Below are 20,071 nucleotides of genomic sequence, written 5' to 3'. Positions count from 1 at the left end.
TTCCTGTAACCTGAATAATTTAGTGTATAGTGTAGTAAAAGGCAGTAATGGCTACAAAAATGACTGGGCATCTGAGTAGACTTCCTTCAGGAAAGATAAATATTTTGGTAACCAGTACCTTATTTTAGCGCCCGGCAAGGGTGAACAGAGCACTGAAAGCGCAGATCAAAAAAATGGAGACGCTTATGAATTTTCGCCTGACCGGACTGGCATTGGCAACCACCTTTTTGCTGGGGTGTGCCAGCTCGGCTGATAAAAAACCAGACGAGCGTTCCGATCCGCTGGAAGGGTTCAACCGAACCATGTTCAACTTCAACATGAACGTGCTGGATCCTTATATTGTTCGCCCGGTTGCCGTTGCATGGCGTGATTATGTTCCGCAACCTGCACGTAACGGTCTGAGCAATTTCACCAGTAACCTTGAAGAACCCGCCTCAATGGTGAACAATTTTGCCCAGGGCGATGTTTATCAGGGAATGGTGCATTTCACCCGCTTCTTCCTGAATACGATACTGGGAATGGGCGGCTTTATTGATATCGCCGGTATGGCAAACCCGAAACTTGAGCGGACCTATCCGATACGCTTTGGCAGCACCCTGGGTCACTATGGCGTAGGTTACGGCCCTTATATTGTATTGCCGGGATACGGTAGCGTTACGCCGCGTGAAGATGGCGGTGAATATGTTGATACGCTTTATCCGGTGCTATCCTGGCTGACCTGGCCGATGTCTATTGGTAAATGGACTCTGGAAGGGGTTGAAACGCGTGCGCGCTTACTGGATAGCGATGGTCTGCTGCGTCAGTCTTCCGACCCGTATATTCTGGTTCGTGAAGCTTACTTCCAGCGTTACGACTTCCTGGCAAATGGCGGCAAGCTGAGCCCGGAAACGAATCCAAATGCTATAGCTATTCAGGATGACCTGGCAGAGATCGACGGTATGTAGTCTTTCCTGAAAATGAAAAAGGCGAACCTCGGTTCGCCTTTTTGCTTTCTGAGCAGCCTGTAGGGCTGATTAGAATGAGTAGTTAAAGTTGGTACCGTAAAGCCAGGCTTTACCTTCAGAACGGAAGCTGTAAGGACCTTCTTGAATATTAACCGCTTTGCCATGCATATAGGAGACACCGACATCAATCGAAGCATCTTTATTGAAGGCATAGGTTGTCCCGGCGCTGAGCCAGAAACGATCCTGATCGGGAATAGAAATAGAGCGTTTATTCGCCGGTACCGGGCTATCATCAAAAGCAATACCGGTGCGGAAGGTCCAGTTTTCATCCATAAAATAGGTGGTACCTATTGCCAGACGATAAGCGTCTTTAAAGCTTTCATCCTTCAGGAACAGTAAGTTACCATCACTGCCTGTCGCTCTCAGTTCTTTAAACTGACTCCAGCGGGTATAAGCCATGCTGTAGTGAACGGCCCACTTAGGCGCCACAGTATTGTAACCGGACACTTCCCACATCTCAGGTAAGTTCAGGCTTAAAGAACCCGGGATGGTTTCACCGCCGGTGCCATATAAACCATAGTCCCCTAAGATAGGGTTAAAGGAAGCAGGCAGGTCGCTTTTATAGTCGCCATCAAAATCAATTTTGACTTTTGAACGGTAGGTTAACGCGTAGCGATTGCCCTTGTTAAGCTCATAAAGTACCCCTGCGTTCCAGCCAAAGCCCCATTTATCGCCTTTCAGACTGGTAATCTGCGTATTTGCTGGGATGCCTGCAACAATATTGCCATATCCGGGAGGGAGCTTACCGCTTCCAGCTAAAATCGAACCCAAATCACCCGCATAACGCTCAATTTTCGCTTTCGCGTAAACCGCATTCAGACCTAAACCGAAGCTCCAGTTAGGATCAAGACGCCAGGCTCCGCTCAGGTTAAAGTTAGCGGTCTGCAAGTCGGTTTTTCCGCCGACCGAACCTGCGCGATAGCTATTATTGAACTCGGTGGCCAGCCCGTAGTTGGAGGTGACTGAGGCACCCCAGCCAAACTTCTCGTTAATCGGGGCGACGAAATGCAGGTTTGGAACCCAGGCATTGGGTGCAATATTTTTAGCATCGGTGCTGCCTCCCGCAGGGGAGTTACCAAAAATATTGACGTCTGGCTGAATATAAACCGCACCGCCAGAGAAAGAAGGCCTGTCAAACATCATGATGGTGGCCGGGTTGCGGCTGGCAGAGCCCGCGTTGTCTGCAACAGCCCCTTCTCCTGAATAGGCTCGTCCCAGACCAGAAGAAGAAAATTCGTTTAACTGAAAGCCCGCGGAATGTGTTTGTAAACTGACCATTGCTACAGCAATTGCTATAAATGACTTGGCGAACAGGGTTCTCTGGCTCATAACCAAAACCTCATTGATTTATTTTTATACAAAAAATGCTACTTACCGTAACCGAAGCGCGCATAGTAGGGACTGTGCTGGTAGATAGAAAGCAGACCAGTTATTCGAGTATAGGTACGACCAGTGGGTATGTTGCAAGAATGTTTCGCGTTTATTGGTGAGTTGTTGTCGGAAACATGATCAAGGCAGCAAAAAATAGCAACTTTCCGGCGCTATGGGGGGGGCAGAATTTGTTTTAGATCATTTTTAAGTGTGATTTCCGTCACTCACGCCGATTACCAGAATAATCAACTGGAGTGAAAATTCAGAGCGACGTAAAATAGCGACCATGAAAGTTAGGGCGTTTATCTTTTAGGTTATACTCCTCATACTTCGATTTGCCTGGGTGTTGCTTTCGCAAAACGCATCGAATCATAGAGTTTTCCGGTACGCATCGGTTCTCTTCACTCAGCGCTTAAAACAACCCGAATTATTCTGAGTATATAATACTAAGGAACGAATCATGAGTAGAAATAGTGCAGATGAAACCCCAGTTTGTTGCTGCATAGACGTCGGTTCTATCATTGATAATACGGATTGTGTTGCCTCCTATAGCCGTGTGTTTGCCAGCAAAGAGCAGGCCGAAGAGACTCTGGCGGCACTGAGCGCTAAAGCGCGTGAAGTGGAGTCCGAGCCTTGCCAGATTACACCGCGCTTCACTGAAGAAGCCGAGGGTGTACGTCTCGATATCGACTTCCAGTTCTGCTGTCAGGCAGAAACGATGATTTTCCAGTTAGGCTTGCGCTAGGCTGACTGCTTGAACAAAAATGGCTGACTCCTATGTCAGCCATTTTTAAAGCCCCTGATTATTCCCCGATTAAAAACTCTCCCATTTTTTTGTTTCTCCCATCGTGAAACGTGCTGCTTCTCGCAATTTTCCCCCTAAAGGGTTGGCGAAGTGTGAATAATTAGTTAACACTGGCATCAGGTCAGACCACTAATTATTTTCTCTGTAGGGGAGCGTTATGAACCAGGCATTACCATTGGTTACGCGTCAGGGTGCAAGGATTGCCATCGTCAGTGGGCTGCGTACGCCCTTTGTCCGTCAGGCCACCGCTTTTCATGGTATTCCTGCCGTCTCTCTCGGCAACTGGGTCGTTCGGGAACTCTTAATTCGTAGTAACGTTGCGCCGGAGCTCATTGATCAGGTGGTATTTGGCCAGGTGATTCAGATGCCTGAGGCCCCCAATATAGCGCGCGAAATTGTCTTAGGGAGCGGTATGAGCGTTCATACTGATGCCTATAGTGTCAGTCGCGCCTGTGCCACCAGTTTTCAGGCGATAGCCAATGTTGCTGAAAGTATTATGGCAGGCACCATCCAGTCGGGTATCGCCGGCGGGGCTGACTCTTCTTCCGTTTTGCCTTTTGGTGTGAGCAAAAATTTAGGCCGCACCCTGGTGGACTTAAGTAAAGCCCGTACGCTTACTCAGCGTCTCAAACTGCTCACTCGCCTGCGGCCGCGCGATTTGCTACCTCTTCCTCCTGCCATTGCTGAATACTCCACCGGGTTGCGTATGGGCGATACGGCAGAGCAAATGGCCAAAACCCATGGTATTACCCGTGAACAGCAGGATGCGCTGGCGCATCGCTCCCACCAGCTTGCGGCTCAGGCCTGGCAGGAAGGCAAACTGGCGGATGAAGTCATGACGGCTTTTGTCCCCCCTTATCGCCAGTCGATTAGCGAGGATAATAATATCCGCAAGCAGAGTAGCCTGGCGGATTATGCAAAATTACGTCCGGCGTTTGACAGGAAACATGGCAGTGTTACCGCCGCAAACAGCACACCGCTGACAGACGGCGCGGCAGCCGTCATTTTGATGGCAGAATCGCGTGCCAGAGAACTGGGGCTGATACCGCTGGGTTATCTGCGCAGCTACGCCTTTACCGCCATTGATGTCTGGCAGGATATGTTGCTGGGCCCTGCATGGGCGACACCCCTGGCGCTGGATCGCGCCGGGCTGACGCTTAACGACCTGACGCTATTTGATATGCATGAGGCTTTTGCCTCACAGACCCTCGCCAACCTCAAAATGTTAGCCAGCGCCGAGTTCGCGCGTGAAAAACTGGGGCGTTCTCAGGCGACGGGAGAAGTTGACGAGGCAAAATTCAATGTTCTGGGAGGCTCTATTGCTTATGGTCATCCGTTTGCGGCTACCGGGGCGAGAATGGTAACCCAGACGTTACATGAATTGCGTCGTCGTGGCGGTGGGTTTGGTTTAGTGACGGCCTGTGCGGCTGGTGGACTGGGTGCTGCAATGGTACTGGAGGCCGAATAATGGAACAGCTTAGTGCATTTCGCCTGGAGATCCGGGCAGATAACGTAGCGGTAGTCACCATCGATGTTCCCGGCGAAAGAGTGAATACGCTGAAAGCCGAATTTGCTGCGCAAGTTCGGGAGATTATCCAGCAAATCCGCGCTCATTCGGGTATTAAAGGCGTGGTTTTTATCTCAGCTAAACCAGACAATTTTATTGCTGGTGCTGATATTTTCATGATTGCAGAGTGTAAAACAGCCGAGGATGCGGAAACTTTGGCGCATCAGGGGCAGCAAATCATGGCGGATATTGCCTCTCTGCCTGTACCTGTGGTCGCCGCTATTCATGGCAGTTGCTTAGGCGGGGGGCTTGAGCTGGCACTGGCCTGTCATGCGCGAATCTGTACTGACCAGCCGGAAACCCGGCTGGGTTTACCCGAAGTCCAGCTAGGCTTACTGCCAGGAGCCGGTGGAACGCAGCGTTTACCGCGGTTAATTGGCGTATCGAAAGCGCTGGATACTATCCTTACTGGCCGACAGCTCCGCCCGAAGCAAGCCTTAAAGCTGGGGCTGGTTGACGAGGTCGTTGCGAAGTCACAGTTACTGGATATTGCTGTCGCTCTGGCCTTGCGTGGGCATAAACCGGTTCATCGCCTGCCGGTGAAAGAGCGTTTTCTGGCAGGAATAGGGCGGCCACTACTGTTCCGTCTGGTCAGTAAAAAAACGCTGCAAAAAACCCAGGGAAACTACCCAGCAGTCAATCAAATTCTTGATGTTATTGAGCTTGGTCTGGCACAAGGAAGCGACAAAGGCTATGAGGCGGAAGCGAAAGCTTTCGGTATCCTGGCTATGTCGCCGCAATCAGCCGCCTTACGCGGCCTGTTTTTCGCCAGTTCAGCGTTGAAAAAAGAGTCCGGCAGCGAAGTGCCTCCACGGCCTCTGCATTCTGTTGGTGTGCTGGGTGGCGGTTTAATGGGCGCGGGTATTACTTATGTCACCGCAATCAAGGGGCAATTGCCGGTTCGCGTCAAAGATACGACGCCCGAAGGCATTAATCATGCCCTGAAATACAGCTGGGATCTGTTGAGTAAACAGGTCAGTCGTCGTCAGATTGCCCCGGTGCAAAGAGAACGGGAAATGGCGCGGATTTCCGGGGGAACTGACTATCAGGGATTCCGGCAGATGGATGTTGTGATTGAAGCGGTATTTGAAAACCTGGCGCTGAAACAGCAGATGGTGGCCGAGGTTGAACAGTTTGCCAGCCCTGAAACTATTTTTGCCTCCAACACCTCATCGATACCTATTCGCGATATCGCGGCTTATGCCACACGCCCGCAACAGGTTATTGGTCTGCACTATTTTAGTCCGGTCGATAAAATGCCTTTGGTAGAAGTGATACCTCATGCCGGAACAAGTGCTGCAACTATTTCCACGACCGTGGCGCTAGCGAAGAAGCAAGGTAAAACCCCGATTGTGGTAGGCGATAGCGCGGGATTTTATGTTAACCGTATTTTAGCGCCCTATATCAATGAAGCTTTGCGTTGCTTGGTGGAAGGTGAGCCGGTAGAACACATTGATAATGCCCTGGTGAAGTTTGGGTTCCCGGTCGGCCCGATTCAGTTACTTGATGAGGTTGGGATCGATGTCGGAACCAAAATCATGCCCGTGCTTGAAGAAGCCTACGGCGAGCGTTTTGCGCCTCCTTCGGCGTTGAATGCCATTTTAGCTGACGATCGTCGCGGGCGGAAAAATAGCCGTGGCTTTTATTTGTATCCGGCGCGAGGGAAAAAGAGTAAGAAACAGGCGGATAACACTATTTATGGCCTGCTTGGCGTCACACCAGCGGTCCGGCTGAATAGCGAAAGTCTGGCTGAACGCTGCGTGATGATGCTGCTTAATGAAGCGGCTCGTAGCCTGGATGAAGGGGTGATTCGCTCTACGCGTGATGGTGATATTGGTGGGGTATTTGGTATTGGTTTCCCGCCATTTCTGGGCGGTCCATTCCACTATATGAATCAGCTGGGAATCGCCACTGTGGTTGCGCGCTTACAACACCTGGCGCATGTGTATGGTGAGCGTTTCACTCCCTGCGAGCGTTTGATAGCGATGGCAGAACAAAGTGAGTCTTTTACTGATGGAAACTGATTGATAATCGTTCAAATCCAACGATTAGCCGTCGTTAGCGATGATTTTATCAACAAAGATTGACTGAGTTCACAGCATTAAGGTAAAGATCAGCGTTTCATTCGATGTATGAATCAGGCACAATGCCGGGCTGCCAAATCCTTTTCCTTTGCGTGGGGATTTAAGGTGTCCTTGGTTAACAAAAGCGGTGCAATATGCAAGTGTTTATTATGCGTCACGGTGATGCGGCTCTGAATGCTGCAAGCGACTCAGTACGTCCTCTGACAGAGTGCGGCTGTGATGAATCACGATTGATGGCGGCCTGGCTGAAAGGTCAGACAGCAAATATTGAGAGAGTTCTGGTCAGCCCTTATTTACGCGCAGAACAAACCTTAGCCGTCGTGGGTGAAGAATTGTCGTTTGCGGGTCAGACGGATGTCCTGCCAGAACTGACGCCAGGGGGAGATGCCGATAGCGTTGCTGGCTATCTGAATATGCTCGCCGCGGAAGGCGTATCCTCGGTACTGGTTATCTCCCATCTGCCTCTGGTAGGTTATCTGGTGTCGGCGCTATGCCCGCAAGAATCCCCACCGATGTTCTCTACTTCCGCGATTGCCAGCGTAACGCTCGAACCGCTGACCGGGAAGGGCACTCTTAACTGGCAGAAAAGTCCGTGCCAGTTTAAAACAGAAAAAACAGTCTGATTTTCTTCTCTGTTAGCAAAAAAGTCGCCCTGGCGACTTTTTTCGTTATGCGTTCCGCAGATTAAATCAGTTCAGGTGGCTGCCACTCTTCGACTTCAATCAGCACCAGTAAGGCTGCATCGCCGCCATAGGTTTTCGGGGCCTGATGAAACGCCATCACATGAGGGTGCTGTGCCAGCCACAGAGGTGTTTGTTGCTTGAGAATATGCTTTCCATGCCCGTGCATCACACAGGCACAAAACACATGTTCACGGCGGCAGGCGGCAATTAATGCGCCCAGCTCTTGTTTTGCTTGTTGCTGAGTCAGACCATGCAGGTCAAGAAATAGGTCCGGGGAGTAATCACCGCGGCGAATTTTTTTTAACTCAAAATGGCTGACATCTTCTCGTACATAGCGCGTCGGACCTTCGGAGGGGAGGCGAGGCTGAAATTCATCCGAAAAATAGTGGCTGGCATCGACCTGATCTTGTAGCAGACGTTTTACCGGCACTTCAGTTATCTTTTTACGCACCGTGCGATGAACAATCGTATCCTGGGTGAGCTTTTTTGTATCAGTCATCAGGCCCCGGAACAGGGATTCATCTTCTGAACTGAGCGGTGAGGACTTTTTCATATTTTCTCTTCTCGCATTCATTTTATCCTCAGTTTACCCGTTTTCCCGACCTTCAAGAAAGAAAAGGATATATTCCAGAGCACACATCGCATTATGAATGCTGATTTGTCCCGGTCTTCATGGCAAACTAGCCGCTTATTATTGAACAAGCATGAGTCGCCTGCGGAGGGCAGCATGGATAAAATTTTTGTCGATGAGGCAGTGAATGAACTGCATACCATTCAGGATATGTTACGTTGGTCGGTGAGCCGCTTTAGTGCCGCCAACATTTGGTATGGTCACGGCACCGACAATCCGTGGGATGAAGCTGTTCAACTGGTCCTGCCAAGTCTCTATCTCCCGCTGGATATTCCAGAGGATATGCGTACTGCACGCCTGACCTCAAGCGAGCGTCATCTGATTGTTGAGCGGGTTATTCGTCGGGTGAATGAGCGTATTCCCGTCGCTTATCTGACTAACAAAGCCTGGTTCTGCGGTCATGAGTTTTATGTTGATGAGCGTGTTTTGGTGCCTCGTTCACCGATAGGTGAGCTGATTAACAATCACTTTGCCGGTCTTATTAATCATCAGCCGCGTCATATCCTGGACATGTGTACCGGAAGCGGTTGTATTGGCATTGCCTGCGCTTATGCCTTCCCGGAAGCCGATGTCGATGTAGTGGATATTTCAGTTGATGCTCTGGCTGTTACTGAGCACAACATCGCTGAACATTGCCTGGAAAATAACGTCACGCCAATGCGTTCCGATTTATTCCGTGACCTGCCAAAAATTCAGTACGATATTATTGTCACGAATCCGCCTTATGTTGATGCGGAAGATATGTCTGACCTGCCGGGCGAATATCATTTTGAACCGGAATTGGGTCTGGCTGCGGGTAGCGATGGCTTGGAACTGGCGCGCCGTATTCTTGGCTGTGCACCTGACTATCTCACTGACGACGGTATACTGATTTGTGAAGTCGGAAATAGCATGGTACATCTGATTGAACAGTATCCGGACGTGCCCTTTACCTGGCTTGAGTTTGATAAAGGCGGTGATGGTGTCTTTATGCTCACCAAATCACAACTGCTAGCGGCGCAAACCTGGTTCGCTCGCTATAAGGATTAAGCCGTAATCACGCTTACGGTTAGAATAATTAAAACAGACAACAACGACGACAACGGTAAGGAGCCGTGATGGCTGGTAACAGTATTGGACAGGTTTTTCGAGTAACGACATTTGGGGAATCTCACGGCATCGCGCTGGGTTGTATTGTTGACGGCGTACCGCCGGGCATCAGCCTGACCGAAGCTGACTTGCAACACGATCTCGATCGTCGTCGCCCGGGAACCTCTCGCTATACCACACAACGCCGTGAACCCGATCAGGTGAAAATCCTCTCTGGTGTCTTTGAAGGTGTCACTACCGGTACCAGTATCGGTCTGCTGATTGAAAATACCGATCAGCGTTCGCAGGATTACAGTGCTATCAAAGACGTCTTCCGTCCGGGTCATGCGGATTACACCTACGAGCAGAAATACGGTGTCCGTGACTATCGTGGCGGTGGCCGTTCCTCAGCGCGTGAAACCGCGATGCGTGTAGCTGCCGGAGCGATTGCTAAAAAATATCTCGAGCAGAAATTTGGCATTGTGATACGCGGTTGTATGACACAAATGGGCGATATTCCCTTAGAGATTAAGGATTGGAGTCAGGTCGAAACTAACCCGTTCTTCTGCCCGGATCCGGACAAAATTACTGCCCTTGATGAACTGATCCGTGAGCTGAAAAAAGAAGGCGACTCGATCGGCGCAAAAATCACCGTCGTGGCTGACAATGTACCGCCAGGACTTGGCGAGCCTGTCTTTGATCGACTGGATGCCGATATCGCGCATGCCTTGATGAGCATCAACGCGGTAAAAGGCGTTGAAATCGGTGAAGGTTTTGGCGCGATTAATCTACGTGGCAGCCAGAACCGCGATGAGATAACTCAGCAGGGTTTCCAGAGTAATCATGCGGGCGGTATTCTCGGCGGAATCAGCAGCGGCCAGCAAATTGTTGCCCATATGGCACTGAAACCGACTTCGAGCATCACCGTACCAGGTAAGACGATTAATCGGCAGGGTGAAGAAATAGAGATGATCACCCGTGGCCGTCACGATCCTTGTGTAGGGATCCGTGCGGTGCCTATCGCAGAAGCAATGCTCGCTATTGTGCTGATGGATCACTTGCTGCGTCAGCGTGCGCAGAATGGGGATGTGAATTGCACACTCCCAAGCTGGAGAGGGAATGAATAAAATCCTGACCGGATTATTGGCGCTGACAGCCTGTGTTCAAGCCATGGCGGCAACGCCATGGCAGAAGATTGAACATCCGATTAACGGCAGTGCTCAGTCTATTGGCGGTTTTTCAAATGGCTGTATTGTCGGAGCTCATGGCTTGGCGCTTCAGGACGCTCACTATCAGGTGATGCGTCCCGATCAGCGTCGTTATTTTGGTCATCCGGATTTAGTGGCATTTATTCAGCGTCTCAGCCAGCAGGCCCGCCTGGAAACAGGCGGGACCGTACTGGTGGGTGATATGGGGATGCCAGCCGGAGGACGTTTCAGCTCAGGGCATGCCAGCCATCAGACCGGGCTGGATGTCGATATTTTTTTACAGCTACCGAAAAAACGCTGGACTTCTGCTCAGCTACTACGTCCCCAGGCGATTGATTTAGTCGCGGCAAATGGTAAGCGTGTCGTACCTGCCTTATGGAGTCCGGAAATTGATAGCCTTATCAAAATGGCAGCCAAAGACTCTGAAGTAACGCGAATTTTTGTTAATCCTGCCATCAAGCAACAGCTTTGCCTGGATGCGGGAGCTGACCGCGACTGGTTACATAAAGTCCGCCCGTGGTTCGCGCATCGCGCCCATATGCATGTGCGTTTACGTTGCCCGGCAAACAGTTTTGAGTGCCTGGACCAGCCGGAACCGCCAGCAGGTGATGGCTGCGGGGCTGAATTACAGAGTTGGTTTGCACCACCAGCTCCCGGAAGTTCACCTTCTAAACCGACCACGCCGCCACCTTTACCGGCTTCCTGTCAGGCCTTGCTGGATGAGCATGCTTTATAACGGATAAATTAATGGAATGGTTTATTGTTTCCCCTACAATGCTGGGCGTGCTGTTTATGGTCGCTATGCTGGCAGGGTTTATTGATGCTTTGGCTGGAGGCGGTGGGTTGCTGACCGTTCCCGCATTGCTAGCGGCCGGTATGTCGCCTGCTGAGGCTCTGGCGACCAACAAACTCCAGGCCTGTGGGGGATCCATCGCCTCTTCGGTCTATTTTCTTCGTCGTAAAGCCGTCAGTCTTGCCGATCAGAAACTCAATATTCTGATGACATTTATTGGCTCTGTTAGCGGTGCTTTATTAGTACAACATATTGAGTCTGATATTCTGCGCCAGATTTTACCGGTGCTGGTGATTGGTATTGGCCTTTACTTCTTACTCATGCCCAAGCTTGGGGAAGAAGACAGACATCGTCGTCTTCATGGTCTGCCGTTTGCGCTGGTTGCTGGCGGCTGTGTCGGTTTTTATGATGGTTTCTTTGGTCCGGGCGCAGGTTCTTTCTATACCCTGGCGTTTGTGACCCTGTGTGGTTTTAACCTTGCGAAGTCAACGGCACATGCCAAAGTACTGAATGCCACCTCAAATATCGGTGGTTTATTGCTATTTATGATTAGCGGTAAAGTCGTCTGGGGCATGGGCCTGGTGATGCTTTTTGGACAAATTATTGGCGCACGTCTTGGATCGCGTCTGGTATTGAGTAAAGGGCAACAATTGATCCGACCGATGATAGTCGTCGTCTCGGCAGTCATGAGCATGAAACTGCTCTATGACAGTCATGGGGCTGATATTCTTCGTTGGTTAGGCGTGGCTTGAGTGGAAAAAAATTATGAGTAACAGCCATCATTATCAGGAACTGATCGATATTTTCGACCGTTGTTTCCTGGCTGAGTTTAATACCCGGTTGATTAAAGGTGATGATGAACCTATCTATCTGCCCGCAGATGATGAACAACCGTTTAACCGTATTGTTTTTGCCCATGGTTATTATGCCAGTGGCATGCACGAAATATCCCACTGGTGTATTGCCGGTAAAGAGCGGCGTAAATTGGTCGATTTTGGTTACTGGTATTGTCCGGACGGGCGAGATGCCCAGACGCAAAGCCAGTTTGAAGATGTGGAAGTTAAACCTCAGGCGCTGGAGTGGTTACTCTGCGTGGCCGCAGGTTTTCCTTTCAATGTCAGCTGTGACAACCTCAGTGGTGATGTTGAGCCTGATCGTATCGCTTTTCAGCGCAGGGTACATGCTCAGGTGATGCACTATCTTGAACAGGGGATACCTGAACGTCCGGCGAAACTGATTAGCGCTCTGAGGGAGTATTACCATGTTCCGCCGTTGACCGCAGAGCTGTTTCCCTGGCCTGAAGATCTATAATCCTAACAATGAGTAAAGAGGAAGTAACATGCTCGCGGAGTTTGAGTCACATATTCTGGCGTCCATCGACGGTATGGTTGAACATGGCACGGATGACGAGTTATTTGCCGGCGGTTATTTACGCGGCCATCTGACCCTTTCTATCTCGGAACTGGAGTTTGGTGAAGACCACTCCCACGAAGCTCTTTATCGTCAGGTCAGCGAAAGCCTGGAAAAGGCGATTAGTGCGGGTGAACTTTCTCCCCGTGACCAGGTTCTGGTGCTTGAAATGTGGGATAAGCTTTATACCCAGGCTAAAAACGCATAATATCAGGCCCGTTTCCCTCGAACGGAAACGGGCCTCTTAGCTATAACGGCGAAGACGAGTAATGCCGGGTGGTAACCACCGCTTTTCCTTTCAGTAATTTTCTCACCCACAAACGATTAGGGTTCAGCGCTTCCAGGGTACCGACATCCATCGGAATCGGTTCTTCGCTCATTTGTGCCGCCAGAATCTCTGCGCTCAGTGGTGCACTGCAGAGCCCGCGTGAGCCCAGCGCGGCGAGCATAAACAGATTCGTATAAACTGGGGCAGGCGCTGCACTTTCAGGAGCTTCAGCCAGCGTCGCGTATTGTGTCAGAATCGCTTCATAGTTCGGGACATTTCCTACCATCGGCAGGTGATCGCGCGTAGCACAACGCACGCCGCAGCGGGCCTGATTATCAGACACATCAATGGTTTTCGGCCAGTCGGCGTCAGGCAGGCAGTCAATCAGGCGCTGACGGTTATGCAGCTGATCTTCCTCATTAAAGACCATCTCTTCCTGCCCGCGATGATAGCTGGCACCGATACAATGATGCTGGTTTTCAGGATTAACCGGGGTGAGATACCCGTCGTAACACAGTACCTGGCGTAACGCACCCAGAGTAGGGTTAGTCGGAATATGGCTGACCTGTCCCCCCACCGCATAGACCGGCAGTTCCCGGGTCTGCGAAAAATGGTTAATTTTATGGCCGTTTGCCAGCACGACGACTTGATGTTCACGCGGGGACTGACTGGAAAAAGTTAACTGCCAGTCGGATTCGGTTTGTTTCAGGTCGGTTACTTCATGGTTATAGAATACTTTAAGCCCCTGTTGCTGGGCTAATTCGAGGGTCAGCGCCGTGAGCTGAGCGGGATACAGCCAGCCGCCTTGTGGATAAGTAATTCCATCACAATCGGTCACTACGCCACAGGTTTCGGCTACAGTCTTTGCATCAACCTCAAAGGCAATAGAGGGCGGTAAATTCAGGCTGAGCATTTGCGCTATTTTATGCGCACTTTTTTCGTCCCAGGCCAGCTGTGTGACACCGCACCAGTCATGATCAAAATTGACCGGCAGGCTATCGTATACACGACGGGCGAAGGTAAAAGCGGCCGGGAAAAAATGTGCCAGGGCGGCATCATGGGCGCTTAACAGTGGATACAGTGCTCCCTGACGGTTACCTGAAGCACCTCGCGCCGGTGCATCATCGGCACAATATAACGTGACTTCCCAGCCCCGCCGTAATAGTGCCAGTGCCAGTAAAGCACTGGCAACGCCCCCGCCAATCAGGGCAACTTCACGCTGCTGGCTACCTGAACGTGCATACCAGGGTGTGCGTAAGGTTTGTGGCAGAGGCTGTATCATTTCACCCACCAGCATGGAACGCTTAGGGCCAAAACCTTTGCTTTTTGCCATACTAAACCCGGCTTCCTGCAAGCCGCGGCGGACAAAACCTGCTGCGGTAAAGGTGGCGAGGGTACAGCCCGGGCGAGCTGTACGTGCCATCATCTGAAACAGTTCCTGAGTCCACATATCCGGGTTTTTTGCTGGCGCAAAACCATCAAGAAACCAGGCATCAACTTGCTGATTTAGCTGATCGTCAAGCTGTGGTCCCAGTTCATTAATATCTCCCAGCCATAAATCCAGCGTCACACGTCCATCGGCCAGTAATAACCTGTGGCAGCCAGCGATAGCGTCGGGCCACTGTCGCTGTAGTTCGGCTGCATAAGGAGCCAGAGTTGGCCAGTGTTGCTGGGCCAGGATTAAATCCGCTACCGTTAGCGGAAATTTTTCAAAACTGATGAAATGGAGACGTTTTAGCGTTGCTTCAGGCTGTTTCTGGAGAAACTCATCAAATGCCTGCCATAACGCCAGAAAATTCAGTCCGGTACCGAAACCACTTTCTGCAACCACGAATAACGGTAGGCTATGGCTGGTAAATCGTTCCGGTAACTTATTGCCTCCAAGAAAGACATAACGCGTCTCCTCAAGCCCGCTATCGTTAGAGAAATAGATATCATCAAAATCTCGAGATACAGGTGTACCTTCTTCGTTGAAACCAAGATTAGCGGGCTTTACCGGGGCGTATTTCACGTAAGTTACTCGTCTGTCGGGAGGAATAATAATAATAGCGAGCGATGTAAAGCGGCGCAAATTTCTGAATAATCTGGCTGATCGGACTTGTTCGGCGTACAACTGTACGCTATTGTGCTCATCGAAATCCTACATAATTAAGCAGTGAAAGAGGTATTTGAATGAAACGTGCAGTGATTACGGGCCTGGGCATCGTATCCAGCATCGGTAATAACCAGCAGGAAGTCCTGGCATCTCTGCGTGAAGGGCGCTCAGGGATTACTTTCTCTCAGGAGTTGAAAGACTCCGGCATGCGTAGCCATGTGTGGGGGAATGTTAAATTGGACACTACCGGTCTCATCGATCGCAAAGTTGTGCGTTTCATGAGTGATGCATCTATCTATGCTTATTTATCAATGGAGCAGGCAATTCAGGATGCGGGTTTAAGTACTGAAGCTTATCAGAATAACCCGCGTGTTGGTCTGATTGCCGGTTCTGGCGGCGGTTCTCCACGCTTCCAGGTCTTCGGCGCTGATGCAATGCGTAGCCCTCGCGGCCTGAAAGCCGTTGGCCCTTACGTCGTGACTAAAGCGATGGGTTCTGGTGTTTCTGCCTGTCTGGCAACGCCATTTAAAATCCACGGCGTAAACTATTCAATCAGTTCTGCCTGCGCCACGTCTTCCCACTGTATCGGTAACGCAGTCGAGCAGATTCAACTGGGCAAGCAAGACATCGTATTTGCTGGCGGCGGCGAAGAGCTGTGCTGGGAAATGGCTTGTGAGTTTGATGCTATGGGCGCTCTGTCTACCAAGTACAACGACTCCCCAGAAAAAGCGTCCCGTACCTATGATGCAAACCGTGACGGTTTCGTTATCGCTGGCGGCGGTGGCATGGTGGTCGTTGAAGAGCTGGAACATGCTCTAGCTCGTGGTGCGCATATCTATGCAGAAATCGTTGGTTACGGCGCGACTTCTGACGGTGCGGATATGGTTGCGCCATCAGGCGAAGGCGCGGTTCGTTGCATGAAAATGGCAATGCACGGCGTTGATACTCCGATTGACTACCTCAACACCCACGGCACGTCTACCCCTGTCGGTGATGTTAAAGAGCTGGGCGCAATTCGCGAAGTCTTTGGCGATGCCTCACCTTCAATGTCTGCCACTAAAGCCATGACCGGTCACTCTCTGGGTGCCGCAGGCGTTCAGGAAGCTATTTATAGCTTACTGATGCTGGAACATGGCTTTATCGCACCAAGCATCAATATTGATGAACTTGATGAGAAGGCGGTTGGCCTGAATATCGTCACTAAAGCGACCGATGCACCACTGAAAACAGTGATGTCTAACAGCTTTGGTTTCGGTGGCACCAATGCCACGCTGGTGATGCGTAAGCTTGACGCATAATCATCCCTAAGCGATAAGAATCAGGGTGCCTGTATTAACGGCGCCCTTTTTATTTTTCGTCCCCGCCTGCGTTTTTTTCTGACCTGTTTTGCCTTTCATGCTACGACATTGTTTTACTTTACAAGATATTGACACTTTGTTCAGACCGATGCACTATTCGGCCTCCCCATTATCACTTTGATAATGCGTAAGCGTTTACGTAAACCAACGCACCTTTAATCTGATAGCTCAGAAGAGGGGGCGTGGTCTTTTCCCGCCTGACTCTGCTTAAATGGAGTAGGTTTTATGTCTGTCCAGTCCGATTCCCATCTGCAATCGTCGAAATCATCCAGTGTCTCGCTTTTTCGCATCGCTTTTAGCGTATTCATTGTTTTTCTGACCGTAGGATTACCCCTGCCGGTCATTCCGCTGTTTGTTCATAATGAGCTTGGCTATGGTAATACTATGGTCGGCATTGCGGTGGGTATTCAGTTTTTAGCTACCGTGTTAACTCGAGGCTACGCGGGGCGTCTGGCCGATCAGTTCGGTGCGAAGCGTTCCGTAATGCAAGGCATGTTTGCCTGCGGCCTGGCTGGCGGCGCTTATCTCCTGGCCGCATTATTGCCGGTAGGCCCTGAAGCCAAATTTGGCATACTGATAGTCGGTCGTCTGATCCTTGGCTTCGGTGAAAGCCAGTTACTGACCGGCAACCTGACCTGGGGGCTGGGATTAGTCGGGCCAGACCGTTCAGGTAAAGTGATGTCGTGGAACGGCATTGCCATTTATGGTGCGCTGGCCGTCGGCGCGCCTTTAGGCTTGCTACTCAATAACCAGTGGGGCTTTGTGGCTCTTGGCGTGACAACCTTACTGTTACCGGTGTTTGCCTTACTGTTTAATGCCACCGTGAGGTCGGTTCCGGCACATAAAGGGTCACGTCCTTCGCTGTTAAACGTCATCGGGCTTATCTGGCAGCCTGGCGTCGGTCTGGCTCTGCAAGGGGTGGGTTTTGCGGTTATCGGTACTTTTGTTTCCCTCTATTTTGCCGCGAACAACTGGGCTCATGCCGGGCTGACGTTAACCGCTTTTGGTGGCGCTTTTGTTCTGGTGCGCATCCTGTTTGGCTGGATGCCAGACAGTTATGGCGGCGTCAAAGTAGCTATTTTTTCACTGCTGGTTGAAATCCTCGGGCTGATACTACTCTGGCAGGCACCCGGAGCAGGAATAGCACTGCTCGGTGCGGCATTAACCGGCGCGGGCTGCTCTTTAATATTCCCGGCTCTCGGTGTCGAGGTGGTGAAACGCGTTCCCCCTCAGGTTCGTGGTACTGCCCTGGGGGGTTATGCGGCCTTCCAGGATATTTCATACGGTATCAGTGGCCCGTTAACCGGGATTCTCGCTACCGCCTATGGCTACCCATCGGTCTTTTTAACCGCGGCTATTGCGGCCTTACTGGGCGTAATGGTTACCCTGCTGTGTTTTCGGAAATAATCCGATCCCCGCTTAGCGGGGATTTTCACTTAAAAGAGAATCCACAACACTAAAATAGCCACCAGCAGAGCAATCATCGCCGTTGAATTACGGGTACTGATATTTTTAATCGATTCTATCGTGCTCGCAAAAAATGGACTGACAATCGGTTTGATATCTCTGACCTCGATAACGCCCGACTGACGTTCGGTACGGTTAAGCAAAATTTGCGTTAACAGATCCTGAACCTGGAATGGTGTGAGAATAGTTTGTGGTGTTACCTGAAAGCGTTGCTGGCTGTAATCCGCAATCCACTCACGTTCCGGCTCAGTCAGAGGTTGTTTAAGTGCTGCCTGAACGGTCTCCAGCGTGGGGGAGGGATGCTGACTCAGGGTGTGATGCGCCTGCAAAAAGTTCGACAGCGGAGCAAACAGTTTACCCGGAATCGGCTCTCCGGGTTTCAGACTGACCAGTTCAAGTAAGTTCTGCCAGATTTGCTTACCCGACTCCCCGGTGGCTGTCGCCAGCTTACTGACCAGGTGATTCAGAATATTTTGCTCCACCGGCTGAAGCAGAGGTTCAACGACGGGCGTACTCTGTGCCATTGGCGTCTGAAGCGGCAGCGGTGCTGTGCCGGGCTGATTATTTTGTACCAGTGTTAGTACCGTTTTCAGCTGCGCCGGCGTTAACTGGCTCAAAGCGGTCTGGCCAAACTGCTGACGAATAAAATCACTGACCACCTGACGGTTATTGCCTTGTGGGAGCAATTGCGTCAACTGATGAATAGTCTGACGGGTGACCAGTGTATTTTGTGTCAGCGTTAAACGTTGATTAAGATTTTGTTCAGCTGCAGGAAAGTGTTTTGAGAGCAGGGGAGCATCAGCTTTTAATTTCAAATCCTGCTTTACGCCCGTCCAGACATCGGCGGGTTGTTGCTGGTTTAAGGCGACAATACGCGTAATCAATCGCTCCAGCACTGTGCGTTGCACTGCAGAAAGCGGCGATTCGCCCGCTAATTTTGTCGGGGGCTGAGGTTCCCCCGGAGGACGTGGTATTGCGCCCTGGATAGGTTGCATTATCAATTAATCCTTAAACTTACTTTCGAGACGACAAAACATTACCATCCAGCCCATTGTCCGGACGCAAGATTATGGCACACTATTCGGCCTTATCTTGACGATTAACAGACAGGTAATCACGTGAAGATCCTCGTTGATGAAAATATGCCCTATGCCGTTGATTTATTCAGCCGTTTGGGTGAGGTCAAAGCCGTTCCCGGACGACCAATACCGCTGGCAGAACTCAGTGATGCAGACGCGCTGATGGTACGCTCAGTCACTAAAGTTAACCGCAGTTTGCTGGACGGTAAGCCGGTTAAATTTGTCGGCACTGCGACCGCGGGCACCGATCATATTGATGAAGACTATTTACAGCAGGCTGGGGTGGCATTCTCCGCAGCACCGGGCTGCAATGCGATTGCGGTCGTGGAGTATGTGTTTTCTGCTCTGCTGATGCTCGCCGAGCGTGATGGTTTCACTTTGACGGATCGTACAGTCGGGATTATCGGTGTCGGTAATGTAGGCTCGCGTCTACAGGCGCGGCTCAATGCCTGGGGTGTCAAAACCTTACTCTGCGACCCACCGCGTGCAGACCGTGGTGATAGCGAAGATTTTCATTCTCTGGAGTCACTGGTTCAGGACGCGGATATTCTGACTTTCCATACTCCGTTATATCTCGATGGCCCCTATAAGACATTACACCTGGCGTCTGAATCCCTCATCCGCCGATTAAAACCCGGTGCTATTTTGATTAATGCCTGCCGGGGAGAAGTGGTGGATAATGACGCCTTGCTGCACTGTCTGGCACAGGGGCAGGAACTCAGTACCGTACTGGATGTCTGGGAACCTGAACCGGATCTTAATGCCGAGTTACTGGCAAGGGTCGATATTGGGACTGCCCATATCGCGGGCTATACTCTGGAAGGTAAAGCACGCGGGACGACTCAGGTATTTGAAGCCTTCAGTCAGTTTATCGGTCAGCCACAACAGATCCCGCTGGATACCCTGTTGCCTGCGGCTGATATCGGCTTTATTTCGCTAAGCGGGGCATTGAATCAAGCGATACTCAAAAGACTGGTTCATCTGGTGTATGATGTCCGCCGCGATGATGCCCTGCTGCGTAGTGTGGTTGGAATCACGGGTGAATTTGATAAACTCAGAAAACACTATGCTGAGCGTCGGGAGTGGTCATCACTGTGTGTCGAGTGCAGTGATACAAATACCGCGACCCTTTTGCAGGCATTAGGCTTTAATGCGGTTTATCAGACCCGGGATTAAGCGC

General features: G+C 50.8%; 18 protein-coding genes. 14 read left to right on the top strand and 4 right to left on the bottom strand.

The genetic code is table 11. The features are described from left to right. The first annotated feature begins 185 nt into the window (after positions 1-185). Entirely contained in the window at positions 186-944 is a 759-nt protein-coding gene (mlaA, locus tag M2387_RS11165) for a phospholipid-binding lipoprotein MlaA (RefSeq protein ID WP_259049287.1), read from the top strand. A 69-nt stretch (positions 945-1,013) separates the two neighbouring features. Here the strand turns inward: mlaA and fadL are convergent, their stop codons facing one another. After that, positions 1,014-2,333 carry a long-chain fatty acid transporter FadL gene (gene fadL / locus M2387_RS11160; protein ID WP_259049286.1) on the bottom strand — a complete coding sequence of 440 codons (1,320 nt, stop codon included), beginning with the start codon at positions 2,331-2,333 and terminating at the stop codon, positions 1,014-1,016. Between the two features lie 502 nt (positions 2,334-2,835). Between fadL and M2387_RS11155 the strand changes: the two genes are divergently transcribed. The 4 genes from M2387_RS11155 to sixA all read left to right on the top strand — a co-directional run bounded on the left by M2387_RS11155 (position 2,836) and on the right by sixA (position 7,454). Then, positions 2,836-3,120 carry a YfcZ/YiiS family protein gene (locus M2387_RS11155; protein WP_259049285.1) on the top strand — a complete coding sequence of 95 codons (285 nt, stop codon included), beginning with the start codon at positions 2,836-2,838 and terminating at the stop codon, positions 3,118-3,120. A 217-nt stretch (positions 3,121-3,337) separates the two neighbouring features. Further along, positions 3,338-4,648, top strand: coding sequence for an acetyl-CoA C-acyltransferase FadI (gene fadI, locus M2387_RS11150; protein WP_259049284.1), 1,311 nt, complete (start codon positions 3,338-3,340; stop codon positions 4,646-4,648). Further along, on the top strand, positions 4,648-6,771 hold the full coding sequence (fadJ, locus tag M2387_RS11145) for a fatty acid oxidation complex subunit alpha FadJ (RefSeq protein WP_259049283.1): 2,124 nt from the start codon (positions 4,648-4,650) through the stop codon (positions 6,769-6,771). Before fadI ends, fadJ begins: the two co-directional genes overlap by 1 nt. 194 nt (positions 6,772-6,965) lie before the next feature. Next, positions 6,966-7,454: a phosphohistidine phosphatase SixA gene (gene sixA / locus M2387_RS11140; RefSeq protein ID WP_259049282.1), complete on the top strand. Its 489-nt coding sequence runs from the start codon at positions 6,966-6,968 to the stop codon at positions 7,452-7,454. A gap of 61 nt (positions 7,455-7,515) precedes the next feature. On the opposite strand, the gene smrB is transcribed toward sixA, so the two are convergent. Next, positions 7,516-8,067, bottom strand: a complete 552-nt coding sequence (gene smrB, locus M2387_RS11135) for an endonuclease SmrB (RefSeq protein ID WP_259049280.1) — start codon at positions 8,065-8,067, stop codon at positions 7,516-7,518. A gap of 174 nt (positions 8,068-8,241) precedes the next feature. Here smrB and prmB point away from each other — a divergent pair, with 174 nt between their 5' ends. The 6 genes from prmB (at position 8,242) to M2387_RS11105 (ending at position 12,832) form a co-directional block, all read left to right on the top strand. Then, entirely contained in the window at positions 8,242-9,174 is a 933-nt protein-coding gene (prmB, locus tag M2387_RS11130; RefSeq protein WP_259049278.1) for a 50S ribosomal protein L3 N(5)-glutamine methyltransferase, read from the top strand. A 68-nt stretch (positions 9,175-9,242) separates the two neighbouring features. After that, positions 9,243-10,340 (top strand): chorismate synthase, encoded by a 1,098-nt coding sequence (aroC, locus tag M2387_RS11125; protein ID WP_259049277.1) that lies wholly within the window; start codon positions 9,243-9,245, stop codon positions 10,338-10,340. Beyond that, on the top strand, positions 10,333-11,157 hold the full coding sequence (mepA, locus tag M2387_RS11120) for a penicillin-insensitive murein endopeptidase (RefSeq protein WP_259049275.1): 825 nt from the start codon (positions 10,333-10,335) through the stop codon (positions 11,155-11,157). Before aroC ends, mepA begins: the two co-directional genes overlap by 8 nt. Before the next feature lie 11 nt (positions 11,158-11,168). Further along, positions 11,169-11,966, top strand: coding sequence for a sulfite exporter TauE/SafE family protein (locus M2387_RS11115; RefSeq protein ID WP_259049273.1), 798 nt, complete (start codon positions 11,169-11,171; stop codon positions 11,964-11,966). 13 nt (positions 11,967-11,979) lie between these two features. Then, entirely contained in the window at positions 11,980-12,525 is a 546-nt protein-coding gene (locus tag M2387_RS11110; protein ID WP_259049270.1) for an elongation factor P hydroxylase, read from the top strand. A gap of 28 nt (positions 12,526-12,553) precedes the next feature. Continuing rightward, entirely contained in the window at positions 12,554-12,832 is a 279-nt protein-coding gene (locus tag M2387_RS11105) for a YfcL family protein (protein ID WP_259049269.1), read from the top strand. 40 nt (positions 12,833-12,872) lie between these two features. Here the strand turns inward: M2387_RS11105 and mnmC are convergent, their stop codons facing one another. Beyond that, a complete protein-coding gene (gene mnmC / locus M2387_RS11100; protein WP_259049268.1) occupies positions 12,873-14,903 on the bottom strand; it encodes a bifunctional tRNA (5-methylaminomethyl-2-thiouridine)(34)-methyltransferase MnmC2/FAD-dependent 5-carboxymethylaminomethyl-2-thiouridine(34) oxidoreductase MnmC1 in 2,031 nt (676 codons plus the stop codon). A gap of 161 nt (positions 14,904-15,064) precedes the next feature. Between mnmC and fabB the strand changes: the two genes are divergently transcribed. After that, positions 15,065-16,285, top strand: coding sequence for a beta-ketoacyl-ACP synthase I (fabB, locus tag M2387_RS11095; RefSeq protein ID WP_259049267.1), 1,221 nt, complete (start codon positions 15,065-15,067; stop codon positions 16,283-16,285). Between the two features lie 285 nt (positions 16,286-16,570). After that, complete coding sequence (locus M2387_RS11090) at positions 16,571-17,752, top strand: MFS transporter (protein ID WP_259049265.1); 1,182 nt, start codon at positions 16,571-16,573, stop codon at positions 17,750-17,752. 29 nt (positions 17,753-17,781) lie between these two features. Here M2387_RS11090 and flk read toward each other — a convergent pair whose 3' ends face one another. Beyond that, positions 17,782-18,807 carry a flagella biosynthesis regulator Flk gene (flk, locus tag M2387_RS11085; protein ID WP_259049264.1) on the bottom strand — a complete coding sequence of 342 codons (1,026 nt, stop codon included), beginning with the start codon at positions 18,805-18,807 and terminating at the stop codon, positions 17,782-17,784. Positions 18,808-18,930: 123 nt separating this feature from the next. Here flk and pdxB point away from each other — a divergent pair, with 123 nt between their 5' ends. Further along, positions 18,931-20,067 carry a 4-phosphoerythronate dehydrogenase PdxB gene (gene pdxB, locus M2387_RS11080; protein ID WP_259049263.1) on the top strand — a complete coding sequence of 379 codons (1,137 nt, stop codon included), beginning with the start codon at positions 18,931-18,933 and terminating at the stop codon, positions 20,065-20,067. Positions 20,068-20,071: the final 4 nt, after the last annotated feature.

This window comes from Klebsiella sp. BIGb0407 (genome assembly GCF_024807845.1).
Classification (GTDB): Bacteria; Pseudomonadota; Gammaproteobacteria; order Enterobacterales; family Enterobacteriaceae; genus JGM124.
This window is presented reverse-complemented; position numbering and strand designations above follow the sequence as displayed.